Origin of the sequence: Brevibacterium antiquum CNRZ 918, from assembly GCF_900169145.1 — a bacterium.
GTDB classification, from domain to species: domain Bacteria; phylum Actinomycetota; class Actinomycetes; order Actinomycetales; family Brevibacteriaceae; genus Brevibacterium; species Brevibacterium koreense.
Genome location: NZ_FXZD01000015.1, coordinates 21,299 through 34,804 on the forward strand (window position 1 = coordinate 21,299; position 13,506 = coordinate 34,804).

The window sequence follows — 13,506 nt, forward strand, 5'->3', positions numbered from 1 at the left end:
CAACACTACATATGGCCTCTGACGCGAGAGCGTAATTGCCGAATCGGCGCCTCATTGGTGTGTCGGCGAACCACAGCCATCGCGTTTGGTGAAACCGCACCACCCTACTACTGTCGTGATCAGTGTGATGGGGAGGAGCAAGGATGCGCATCAAATTCGGTTGGAACTTCGACAGGGCCCCATGGGCGTCAGATCGCAGCACCGGCACGACAGTCGTCACAGGCCCGCTCGGCCTTCTCGGCATCCTGCAGACCCGGCTGGGGACAACACGTCCGAGCGTCAACCGTCCGATCCGCATTGCACAGTACCGATCGCTCATGGCCGAGGCCGATCACCCTTGGTATCAACGTTCCTTCGCCGACGATCCGTGGAATACCGCCCACCATCTTCTACGACTCCGTGATGATGCCGTCGAAGCCGGCTGGCAGCCGACCCCAGACGGTGAGACCTACACCGAGCACCCACGACTCGACGCTCTGGCCGCGGTGGAACGACTAGTGCGCCTCGGACCAACCCACGACTCGAGCGCGAATCTCGCACCCGGCAGGGCCGATGATCTGCGCGAAGTTCTCACTCTCCTCCGCCAGCATGGCTCGAGCTGGCCGCTGGGCATCGACACGATCGAGTTGCAGGACCGAGCGACCGATCTCCCGAACACATGGCAGACCATCCTCGAAGTCCTGGACGCCGCAGGCGTGACGATCACCGAGGCAGCTCCAAAGTCCGGAGTGCCCGAGCTGACCATCGTCCGCGGGCCAGATGAATGGTCGACCGCCGAGGCGGCCGCGCGCTGGCTGTCCAACACCTCTGACCACGACAAGCTCTGCATCATCGCCGGAGACTCCACCAACATCCTCGACCACGAGCTCTCCCGCCGAGGCACCCCGACACTCGGCATTCCCCGCACCTCGGCAACGAGCCCGGCGGGCCAGGTCCTGCCGGTCTTCCTCAGCGCCATCCTGCCACCAACAGACATCCGGCACGTCGCGGAGTTCCTCGACCTCTCCTTCGGTACCCCGGACGCGGAATCACCCGCGAAGGCTCTCATTCCCCGCTCGGTCTCCACCGCGCTCCTGACCGCGCTGACGAAAGAACCGGGAATCTCCGGCGACCCAGACTCCGCCTGGATGACAGCCCTGCGCGACCTCCAGGACCGCGCCGACACGGCACCTGAAACCAGAGCAAAGGCAGCAGAAACCGCACACACCATCGACAGACTCATCCGCCTGACACCACCGGTCATCGACAACGACCTCGTCCTTCTCACAACACTCCACCCAGCGTTGAATTGGCTGGCAGATCGTCTGCGCGCACTCTCGCACCACCCCGACGACGCGACGCCCGACAGCACCAGGGCCAAAGCCTTCATCGCCGAGGTAGCCAGCCACGTTGACTCTTTCCGTGAGGCACTTGCCCACCTGCCTGCAGCCGACCTTCGTGTGCGTGAGCTCTTCGACATCGCCGATGCCTGCGCCCCCACAGCACCACACACCACTGCAGAGGCGATCGCAGCGAAGTGGACAGTGGTCTACGACCCATCGGAAGTCCCAGCCGACAGCGAAACGATCCTCTGGTGGTCCTCTCACCGCAGCGAGGGCGATGAGACTGAAGTGTGGGATCCCGAGGAGGCACACGCTCTATCCCGCGCCGGCGCTCAGATCTCGACCGCGACCGAAAGGGAGCGCCTGCACCAAGCCGCTGCGCTGCGTGGCATTCGCACGGCCGCCACGGTGATCTGCTTCTGCCCCGATCGCATTCGCGGCCAGGAGACGTCACTCCATCCCTCCCTCTCCCGTTTGGCCGAAGACATCGCCGTCACCCACCCCGAGCGATTCACCACAACAGGCGTTGATGCAGTTCTCGACGACGCCTCAATCACCCGCCCGGTTTCCACACTGCACGAAACCGGAATCTGGAGACTGGGTGAGGTCTCTGCACCCCTCGACGAGGTGGCTGGACAGACCATCACCCCGCCGAGCACCGTTTCTCGTTCCTTGGACGGCGACTTCACCCACCTCCTTCCCGAAAGGCTGTCCTTCACCCAGATCGAACAGCTGCTGAGCGACCCACTGGGTTGGACGCTGGAGCGTGCTCTCGGTATCAAACGCGGTTTCTCTTTCGACGTTCCGACCGGCAATCGCATGATCGGCACGTTCGTCCACGCAATCGTCGAGGAACTCGTCGGCAGGGGAGCGCCGCCGGATGGAGCAGTCCCGTCACCCCAGGTGATTGGTGAAACCTTCGATCGGTTCGTTCCGCGTTTCGCCTCCGAGCTGCTCCTCCCGGGGCAGAAAGCTCGGCTCGGGACGATCCGCTCCACCGTGCTCGCCTCGCTGGCATCCCTGTTCACCACTGTGCAGGAACGCGGCATCACCCTTACCGGCGCCGAGGCAGCCTTCACTCACGCGTGGGAGCTCACCGTCGATGGCGTGGCCTGGACCGTCGCGTTGGGCGGCATGCGCGACCTCGAAGGGGCAATCGACAATGGCCGCCCCATGATCATCGATCTCAAATGGGCGAATTCGGGTAAGCGATACCGCACCATGGTCGACGAAGGCGAAGCCGTGCAGCTGAGCATCTACTCAAACACAGCCGAAGGCAGCGGCGAGGGGAACCCGCTTACCGCCTACTTCCTGCTCAAGCAGGGGCGTTTCGTCTCCACCGACTCCGCCCTTGATCCGGACTACACCGGCGGACCCGACGAGACGGACGATAGCGGGGCCGACCTCGGCGGGGACCCGACTGGCCTGTGGTCAAGTATTGAGGCTTCCGTCGAAGACGCTCTGACGAAGATCGCCACCGGACGCTTCGAATCGTTGAGTGCCGATGTCTACGCCGACTTCGGCATCAAGCCGGGGGAGAAGAACACGGAGCTGAACAAGGCGATCAAGTCGATCAAAGACGCGATCAACGAAGAAGGCCGACTCTTCATCGACAAACCGCAGACGTTCAGCGCCTTCAACCTCATCTACGGCATCGCTGGAGACCACTCATGAGCGTTCACGTCATCACCGCCTCGGCCGGTTCGGGAAAGACCTACAAACTCACCGAGGTTCTCTCTGCGCGGCTGACGGACAAACCCGCCGATGGCGGTACCCCATTGCGGGCCAGCGAGGTCATCGCAACCACCTTCACGGTTCGTGCCGCAGCGGATCTGGTTGAGAAGACACAGAAGCGGCTCCTCGACGACGGGAACATTACCGCGGCTGAGGAGATCGGCACGGCACTCATCGGGACGATCAACTCGTGCTCCGGCCGGCTCGTCACCGATTACGCGATCGATGCCGGGTATTCTCCCGAGCTGCGCGTGCTCGACGAGACCGAGCAGGCAATGGTCTTCACCGCGGCCGTTGATGACGTCATTGCCGGCGCCGAGGCGACCCACCGGGATCTTCTTCTGCGCACCGGTCACAATGGCAGCCCAGGTGAGGCCAACCAGTGGGGACACGGTCCCGTCGTGTGGTCCGATCTCGTCAAGTCCGTCGCCGCAGCCGCACGGGCAAACCACCTCGGCGAGGCAGAACTGCGAGAGTCCGCAGAAGCCTCGGCGGGGCTCTTCCTCTCGGCGCTGCCCGAGCGACGGAGTGATGGTCGACGAACCTGGCGAGACTGCTTGGCCAGCGATATCGACGAGCTCCGTGGTGCACTACGCATCGCCCAAGGCGAAGAGTCTGACCCGACAGTGGAGCCACGGGTGACGGTGGCCAAGGGAAGCATCGGCAACGTCGAAGGCAGCATCATCACCCTTGACCGTTTCCTCCGCGACCTCGACACCCACGCCGAGGCTGGCGATCCCTTCGCACGGGTTCCCTGGTCGACGTGGGCCAAGGTCGCCGAAGCGAAATACCCGAAGGCCCCTGGTGGAAAAGAGCCGGGCAAGGTCCCCAAGCAGGTGCTCGAGTCATCGAGTGCGGCTCTTGTCAGCGGTGAACTGTTGGCCAACGCTGCTTTCCAGGACGATGCCGAGGCCCTCATTCGCCTCGTCATCGACACTGCGATCGCTTCACTGACCGCCTATGAGGAGCACAAGAACCGGCTGGGAGTCATGGACTTCGTCGACCAGGAGGTCCGTGCTCTCGACCTGCTGCGGACGAATGACCGGGTTCGGCGTTCCGTCGCTTCCCGGTTTCGGCTGCTGGCGGTCGATGAGTTCCAGGATTCCTCGCCGATCCAGCTGGCGATCTTCATGGAACTGGCCGAGCTCGTCGACGAAGTCGTCTGGGTCGGCGATCGCAAACAGGCGATCTATGGGTTCCGTGGGGCGGACCCGGAGCTGATGAACGACGTCTTCTCCGCCCTCATCGACGGAGAGACCGAACTGGGGACGGCAACGACGGAGAACCTCGGCGCCTCATGGCGGTCGAGCGATCCGCCGCTGGATCTGTCGAATGCGCTCTTCAGTTCAGTCTTCGCTGAACAATCCGAGGACGAAGTCGTCCTCAGCATTCCGCCTCAGCGCCAGGCCCACCGAGCGATCGGTGGCCGTGAGCTCTGGGTGCCGAATACGGACAAGGGCGGGGCCACACGCTCAAACAGCAGAATGGTGCAGGCCATCGCCGAGGGTGTCGCCGACTTCCTCTCCCGCTCACCACGGTTGCCAGACCGTGACGTCGGCGTCGGTGACATCGCTGTCCTCGTGCGCACGAACACTCAGGTCGGCAACGTCGTCAACGAGCTCCACACGCGAGGAATCCCCGCCGTCGGATCGACCACCGATCTCCTCGCGACAAGGGAAGGCCAGCTCGTCGCCGCCGGCCTGGCCGCCGTCGTCGATCCCGAGGACGGCGTTGCGCTCGCCGAACTCGTCACGCTCCTGGCCGATCACGAAAAGCACGACACCTGGTTCGACGACGCAGTCCACATCACCGACAAGCAGCAGCGCCGGGCTCAACCGGCAACCTGGTGGTTCGACCTTGCGCTCGCCGCACTGGCAGAGCTGGCAACTCATGCCTCTCAGCACACATCGGTCGAGCTGCTGCTCGCCGTCGTCGATGCGCTCGATCTGCCACAGCGGATCAAGGCGTGGTCGACCCCGGAGACGAGGCTTGCCACCCTCGATGCGCTCAGCCAGATCGCTGCGGAATACGAGGATGCCTCTCACCAAACACGGATGCCGGTGACACCGGCAGGACTGCTCGAACACCTCGATGAGTCTGCACGAGCATACGAACAGACTACAGCTCATGATGCCGTGCTCGTGACGACGATGCACCAGTCGAAGGGCCTGCAGTGGCCCGTCGTCATCGTCGGAGTCTCCGCTGCCAAGGACTACGGGCACCGCGAGGTCACTGTGGAGAAGGCCCCGGTCTTCGACGCCAGGCATCCGCTCGCGAACCGATCCCTGCGGCTGTTGCCGAGAATCCTCAGCAATTACGGGCCGTTGAAGGAGCAGTTGGGGCAGACCGGAACGGTACGTCGCAGTACCGAATCCGAACGCAACGAGACAGCACGCCTGCTCTACGTCGCCCTGACCCGAGCCGAATGCCACAGCATCATGGCCTTCGGTGATCCCACCGGTCAGGACAATGTGCTCAGCGTGGCAGTTGACGATGAATTGCTGACTTGGGATCTGCCGGAAATCGGCGATGAATCAACTCCCGCTGCCAATGAAGCAGGGGAGGTGCGGATCGCGAATCGTCGTGCAACAGGAATCGGAAGCGAGTCGGTCCATACAAGTCTGCCGATCCGAATCGGTGCATATCCAGTTTCTTCCGAAGCTCCACAAGAGACGGTGCCACCACCGCAGTCCTTCTACGCCTATACCGATGTCCCAGTGCGCCGGCTCGCACAGGAAGTTGTCGGTCCTCCTGCCCACTTCACTGCCAGCAGCGTCGGTTCCGAGGGTATCGACGCCGAGGTGAGTGTCCTCGCGAATCTGGGGGAGCCGCTCGTCGACAAGGGCGGGAGAGACTGGGATCGCATCGGCGATGCGGTGCATGCCTATCTTGGCCTGCCGTTGGCATCCTTGGCAGAGGCGACAGCGAGCGAGGCCGCTGAAAGAATTCTCGACCGGTGGAATGCCGGCACAGTGCTCTCGGCAGAGGTACTAGTCGAGATCGGTCGACGCTGGACCGCGTGGATCGAGGCAACGTTCCCCGGCGCCGAGGTGCTCACCGAGCAGCCGATCGCCTGGCGTAACGATGGCGAACAAGTGATGGAAGGGTGGATCGACGCTCTGCTGAAGCTGCCGAACGGCGAGCACGTTCTCGTCGATCACAAGACTTATCCTGGGACCGACCCGATCGGCCATATCCGCGAGAACTACCTCGGGCAGCTGGCGACCTATTCGTATTCACTGGAAAGAGCTACCAACCGCCGGGCGCCTCGGCTCATCGTTCACCTACCGCTACTGGGAACGATCGCGGAGGTGAAGCTAACTGGGCTGTCGTCTTGGATTTGAATCGAGTCAGAATAGTCTGGCGAACATGATGCGCTAGCTCCCAAAAGGTCAGCCTATGTGGGACTGATGCAGGGTCAGGCGTCGAGAATATAGGCTTGTCCACGTCGAGGTCTTTCGGATGGCTTGTGTGAGAACTTCCATCATCGGAAGACCTCGACGTCTATCCGGGTAGCGACTCGCTCTGTTTGAAATTCATCGGTCTACACTCTCGTTTACAAAGAGCCAGGTTACGTAGTAGACCGCACGGTGGTGACTTGGATGGGAAGATTCGAAAGTCATTTACGAAACTTGGCGCACTGTAGAGGTCATGTTCAAGATCATGACCTCTTCATGTTGACTCGCATCTTACTCCCTACATTTGTCGCCTGCGAAACAACGCCCAGCTCAGTAAGCCGTGCGACGAGAGCCTCTGCACTGTCGGTCCTTTGGATCAAAGGTCTTTTGCCGGTCGCCCCCGCGAGCTTCGCGAAGGCGCCGCCGATTTCCTTGAGAAGTTCGGTGAGCTCGGCGATACTAATATCAGGCAGGATCGGAACGAGCAGCGCGAGCAGAGTGTCCGTCGCGACACCGGCCTCGGCGAAGCGTTTAAGTGTGTCGATACTTACAGCGCCGCCATCTCCCAATACGCAGGTTGCGAGCATTTTCAACCCTGATCGATTTGCAATAGAGGCGTACGCCTCCGCCTCCGCCGTGATGGCCTTCTTCACGCTGATGTCGATATCCTGATCCGCAAGAAGGTTAGCGAGATCGGTTCCAACGATCTCTGGGGTAGCGAAGTTCTCGAATTCGCTGGAGGACACGATATATGCCTTGCGTGTTTCCCAGCTCGTGCCCTCTAGCGCGGCGTAAGTATCTGCACCGTCTGCAATCAGCCGATAGCGTAATAGTTCACCATAAAGTTCCCCCTCCTCGACCGGCACCTGCTCTACATCCAGTCGGTCTCCGAGAGCCAACGAGTCGACCAGAGCAGCGCGTTTCGAAGGCTTTAGTCCCTCCGCCTGCACGAGTTGCAATGCAAGCGCAACTTTCTCAGGTTCGTCGGCGTCTGTTGTCTCGGAGATCATGTCAATGTCTCCGAGGAACGTGATTAAACTTTTGTCTACGACTTCGCTCCAACCCAGGTACGTCATGATGTTGTCGAAGGAGGGGGCGAAACGACCAAGCCGAGCCAAGACAGGCGCAGCAACGTCCTCTTCCACATCTTCCAGGGTCTCCACGATGCATTCATCGGCAGCGCGGTTCACGACTGCCTCTAGTCGCGATGGTGCTGCTACCGCGATATCTCTCACGATCCTTGGAAAAGCTTCGACGTGCGCAATCGTTGGTTCCGTCTCTGGGATCGCTCGCAGATACGCTTCGATATCCTGGAACACGCGTTCGTAAACGAGGATGTTCGCTTCCTTAATGGCATCTAGGCTCAAGTTGGAGCCGGCTCCAGCAATCGCCAACAACAGGTTATCGCGAGCGATATTATATGCTCCGTCTTGAACGATCGCCCGGCGCATGGGCGGACCCAGGACTGACAGGTTATCTATCTTTGTGCCAGAGGACTTCACGATTGAGCTAACCGCAATGGCCTCTGCCTCCGTTACATCTTTATCAGTGAAGACAGAAAATGCCTCGTACAGCGACGCAAGCTCGGAGGCGACTGCGTCGTTGATGACGTATTCAACGTCTGGTGCAACCGCTCTCAGTGCTGAATCGATGAGAGTGTTTCGTCGTGATTCTTCTACGTCAGCTTTTGTCACTAGGAACAAAAGGATCTTACTCCAACGAGGGGTAAGCATCTTAACGAGATGTTCTGGTGCCATTCCAGATGCGAAGTAGGAGAGAACAAACTGCTCTCCCTGCTCGCCAATTGTGAGCAAATATTCAACCACGGCCCTTGCACCAGCCTCCTCTGATGAAAGCAGGTAATCGAGGACGTAAATGTTGAGTCCTGCAGGCGTCGAGAGGAACGAATACCCACGCTCCTCGATGAGGAGTCGGACGTCTTTTTCCTTCAGCTCGAAATTCAGGTCCGGTTGATTTCGATCGACGTTCTTCATGAGGAAGTTCGCCGCCGCCTCGCTTAGCCGGGTTGCATAAAAGGGCGATGTGTACAGCGTGAAGTTTCGGTCGATGTATCCAGCGCGCAGAAGCTCACGAGCGAGCGATGATGTTAGATGTTTGTCGACGAGCTCGTCAAACGTCGACTCATCACTACCGTCTGCTAATCGGAATCGTTCGAGCTTCGTAAGCTCGGTCATGTCGGCACCACGAAGCGAAACAAGTTCGGCTTCGAGGTTCGCAATATCCGCGTCGATTTGCTTAAGCTCCGCCTCCACGACATTCTTCGCATCGATTTGCGTACCCAACACCCTCTCGATATCGGCGACTTCAAACTCAAACTGGAGCGTGGAAGTTCCGTTGCGGTACACAATCACTTTGAGTGGCTCGTCTGATGTCCCGAGATCTTCCCAGAACGCAGGTCCCGAAATCTTCTCCACGTCAATAGTGATTTCGCCGAGTTTCCACGCGGCGACGCCCCGCAACTTGAGCACCGATGGCGCGTGACGAAGAACCCGCTCTACGTATTCGACCAGTGCTGCGCCAAACGCTTCTGCTCGGTCGGACGGGATCGAGGCTTGGCGCCGCCGCCGCCGCTTCTCGCGTAGCTGGGTGTCAATGGAAGCGATGGAAACATCGATCAGCCTTCGACTCTTACGGTACAACTCATCGATTTGGCTTTCGCCCAACTTGATGTTTTCAAAGTCGCGGAGGTGGATGCTCTTGTAAAGCATCATAGCGAGCATGCGATTCTCGTCGAGATCCAGCTGACTAGCCTCCAAGACTCGTCTTTTGAATATTGCATACTCGTTTCGGATATTCTTGATGAGCCGCATATCTGCCACATGCTTGCCCGCGAGGTCGATCAAGTCATTGGAGATTCCGCCCTTCAACTCGTCGCCTATCGTGTCGTCGAGCAGATCGCGGGCACTGCGGTGGGTGACGAAAGGCACGACTGGTATCACGACTTCGAAGAACTTCGTACGGTTTGCCCGAGCGGCCCCAGACTCTTCCTCAGCAGCTTGCTTCTCTTCTTCTTGCTCGGGTGCCTTCGTCAATGATTCGCTTGGCTTAGCGCGCCCTCCGTGACTGTCGAAGATACTGTCTTTGACGGCGTAGATGAAACGAATACGGCGACCGTTGAGTTGCTCGGCTCCGTTGAGGATCGCGTTTAGCGAACGCAAAGTGTCGAAGATATGAGGGTCGTTAAAGCGATCAATGTCCTCGAAGATCACGATGTCCGATTTGACCATTTCGAAGAAGTAGATGATCTCATCAAGGTACTCATCGAAATATGTCGCCGACTTTGGGGACAGAGCGATGGTCGTACCCCCAGCACCTAGCGCGGTCAGCTGTAATTGATGATGGAAAAGCGCGAGGATTGGGAATGCAGTCACCGCGGTAACGGAGGAAATCACCAAGCTGATTACCCACATGGCTGCTTCGATGCCGAGCGATTCCGCTACCTTCACTCCCCAGCCCGTGAGCAAAAAGACTGTAGTCACGAAGACGCCCACCAGCGCCGCGTACAAGCCCATAAGTGCGACAGGCAGCCGAGTCGCACGTCGATAGCGCGACCCAGGAGTTTTCGCTGGTCGCCGGCTGTAGAGAAGCTGTTTTACGATTTCCTTCTGAACCCGATTCGTTTTCGCTGCCGCAACTTGTGCCGTCGGGCCTCCGGGCTGGGTTTCATCCTCCGGGAAACCCAATGTTGAGAGCGAGATTGAAATGACTTCTCCGCGGTGTCTGCGCGCCACCTCACTTAAGATGCTGCTCTTGCCGACGCCGTATCCCCCACTGAGCGCAATATTTAGCACCCCGTCGTGACTCTTCGTGAGCGCGTTCTCCACAAGGTCGACGTAGAAGGCGTGCGTCTCTGGATCGTAGACTGGGGCGAGCGGCATCAACTCTGGCACGCTTACCGTCGATGCGGACCGTCCCCAGGACTCGATCCGTGCTTGCACGACGTCCATCCGGACGAGCACAATATGCCTTAGCCAGCGTTGGATTCTACTGAAAAGGTGTTTCACAAGCGGGCCCTGCTGTTCATTACACCCGCCACTTCCCCGGCACTGACACCGCGTAGTTGCCTACGCCGATAGCCTTGAAGTGCTCGATGGCGGACTTGATCTTGGCGTTCTCTGTCGGACGACGTTTCGCTTCGTCGTCGGTGCTCTTCGTTTCACGGACCATGTAAACACGATCCTCGCCGTCTTCATGCTTCATAATCGCCCAGTCAGGGTTGTACGGTCCGACAGGGGTGTCGATCTTGAACTTGTCCGGAAGTTTCATGAACAATTTAACGTCTTGACGACTGTCGAGTAACTCCGCGAATTGACGCTCAGGGTCGGAGTCGTAGACGACGTAGTCGAAGTTCGACTTGTCCGCGTTCTCCAGCTTGTACATCTGGTCGAGGAAGCGTTCCTTCTCTTCTTCGCCGTCCTTGCGCAGTTCACGCAGCTCGTAGACGGAGCCTGCGATCTTCTCGTACTGCACGCCATCGACGACGAGCTTCGCGAGCTCGGTCTGCATGAGGCGCTTTGCCATTGCGATGAAGTCGTTCGGGTTCGCGATGAACTCGCCCAGCCGGCCGCTGCCGACGAGGACGTCGACGATGGTTTTGCGGGTGAGGGAAGTGGCCTCCTGCAGCTCTCCGATGATGTCGGGCAGGTCGTAGCTGCCTCGGAGTTCCTGCTGACGTGACCCGAGTTCCTGGCCTTTCGCGCCGCCGCGAAGCACCTTCACCCCCGCGCGGGTGACCTGGATACGCAGCGGATCGATGTCTGGTGCCTCCTTGATCGCCTTGACCGAGTTCTCGATGATCTTGTCGCGTCTCACCTCAACGCGGTACGTCGTGCGGCGGCTGATCGTCTCCCAGAACTTCTCGAACTCCGGGTTCGCGAACAGCTCCTTGTTGAGCTTGCGGGAATGGCGCTTGCTCTTCGGCTTCACGTACTTGCCGATGTTGGCGCGGCCGACCAATTCGATGACGAACGGCTCCGCCCACACGAAATCGACGGGCATGTTGAGGCCAAAGTCGAGCGTGTTCGGCTGGAACTTCGGCTGAACAACGCCGTCCTTGTCGATGAACTTCTGCGCAAGCAGATGCTCCCAGATCGACACGGATCCCTCGTAGCCGAGGTTTTCATCGGTGAGCGAACCGTCCGGGTTCTGCCGCGGGATCTTCGAGAATTCCGCCTTGCGCACTCGCCCGATCTCGACTCCAGCGTCCTTGTACTCCTTCTGGAGCGCATCGGCAAACTGCTTGTACGACTCGTTCGCCACCACCGTCAGCGTTGCGACGCCACGATCGGCTACGCGCTCGTAACCACCCGCGCTCTTTGCGACAGGCAGGCGCAGACCACGGCCGAGCGTCTGGCGGCGCTCCGTCTCTGCCCCCATCTCACGCAGGGTGCAGATCTGGAAGACGTTCGGGTTGTCCCAGCCCTCGCGCAGGGCAGAGTGGCTGAACACGAACCGCGTTGGCTCGTTCCCGTCGAGCAGGCGTTCCTTCTGCTGCATGATCAGCTCGTACGCGTCATCGTCGGCCTTGGTGGTGCCGGAGGTGTCCTGGAATTTGTCCGCCGCGCCTTTCTTGCCCTTGAGGACAGAGAAGTAACCGCGACGCAACTCGGCCGGATCCTGCGGGAGCAGCTCCTGCCACTGCGGCGACTTGGCATGTTCCTCATGGAACAGCTCGTCGAACCACTGCACGAACTGACCGTTCGCATCATTGTTGTTCGAGCCGTCACCGAGAAAGCTCTCGACCTTGTCGATGAAGAACAGGCTGAGTACCTTGATGCCCTTGGCGCACAACTGCGTCTCCTTGCGCAGGTGCTCCTTGATCGTCTCGCGAATCATCTCCTTGTAGATCGCGCCCGACGATCCGCCGATATTCTCGCCCTGATACAGATAGCCGTGCAGCGTCAGGTCGACGTATGCGGGTTCGATGCTCATCTCGTTGACGCGCCAACCATCGTAGCTCGCGTTGTTCGTCAGACGAGGATCGGATAGCTCCTGGTTCTGCTTGACGTTCACCACCCGGCGCTCGAGCAGACCGTCGGCCTTGCGGCAGGACAACTCCAGCCGAGCAACCCAGCCCTTGTCGTTCTTGACCTCGACCAGCTTGATGTACGGCGTCGCGTCGGCACCCTGTTGCTGCACGTCCGCCACCACGATCTGCTTCACCAGTCCGAGGTCGTGCGCGTCGACCGGGTCGAGCCGGTAGACGACGTTGCGGAGTTTCTTGTGCGTCGCGCTGTAGCGCAGCGTGAACACCGGGTCGAGCTCGCCCACGGCCGACTGAGAGAGCAGTGACTCCATGTTCTGCGGCTCATCCATGATGACGACCGGATGAGTCGCCTTCAGGTAATCGATCGGCTTCAGGCCGTTCAGCTTGTCGCGCGTCTGATGGATGATGCGCGTGTTCTTATCGCCGCGAAGGGAAGCGATCGTCATCACCATGATCTGCACGTTGGTCGACGTTGCGAACGACTGCACCTCCTCCGCGTTCTGACCGCTATAGACCGACGAATCGAAGGTGATGTTGCGCTTCTTGTACAGGTTCTCGAAATGCGAGCGCATCAGGCGGATGCTGGTGTTCACGCCCTCGCGGATCGCTACACTTGGCACGAGGATGACGAATTTCGTAAAGTTGTACTTCTCCGCCAGCTCGAAGACGGTACGGAGGTACACGTACGTCTTACCCGTACCCGTCTCCATCTCGATATCGAAGTCGAGCGCCGAGTCATCGAACAGCTTCGAGGCAACCTCGAGGCCATTCTTATCCTGCACGCGCTGCAGGTTTGCGAGCACCGTGTCGTGGTCGAGCACCAGGCGGTTCCCGACTGCGCCGACCTCCTGCGAGAGGTCGAGGTCGAGCGTCGTGTTGTCGCTTGAGTTGGCAGCGGCCACCTGGCCGCGCAACCTCGTCTCCAGCTTCTCGGCGTCGTTCGGCTGCCCGTCGAACAGGTCAATGACCGAATTGATCGCGTCCAGCTGGTAGGGCTGGCTGGCGTCGAACTTGAAGCCGCTGCTCGTTGTATTGTCTCCCATGA

Annotated in this window: 4 protein-coding genes; 2 read left to right on the forward strand and 2 right to left on the reverse strand. The window is 59.8% G+C overall.

Translation table 11 applies throughout. The features are described 5' to 3' along the window. The first annotated feature begins 143 nt into the window (after positions 1-143). Both BANT918_RS15445 and BANT918_RS15450 read left to right on the forward strand, forming a co-directional pair. Positions 144-2,996, forward strand: coding sequence for a PD-(D/E)XK nuclease family protein (locus BANT918_RS15445; RefSeq protein ID WP_101621061.1), 2,853 nt, complete (start codon positions 144-146; stop codon positions 2,994-2,996). After that, positions 2,993-6,400 carry a UvrD-helicase domain-containing protein gene (locus BANT918_RS15450; RefSeq protein ID WP_101621062.1) on the forward strand — a complete coding sequence of 1,136 codons (3,408 nt, stop codon included), beginning with the start codon at positions 2,993-2,995 and terminating at the stop codon, positions 6,398-6,400. The genes BANT918_RS15445 and BANT918_RS15450 overlap by 4 nt, the downstream gene beginning before the upstream one ends. Before the next feature lie 317 nt (positions 6,401-6,717). Here the strand turns inward: BANT918_RS15450 and BANT918_RS15455 are convergent, their stop codons facing one another. After that, complete coding sequence (locus BANT918_RS15455; protein ID WP_145997000.1) at positions 6,718-10,422, reverse strand: hypothetical protein; 3,705 nt, start codon at positions 10,420-10,422, stop codon at positions 6,718-6,720. Positions 10,423-10,498: 76 nt separating this feature from the next. After that, entirely contained in the window at positions 10,499-13,282 is a 2,784-nt protein-coding gene (locus tag BANT918_RS15460; protein ID WP_233430541.1) for a DEAD/DEAH box helicase family protein, read from the reverse strand. Positions 13,283-13,506 lie beyond the last annotated feature (224 nt).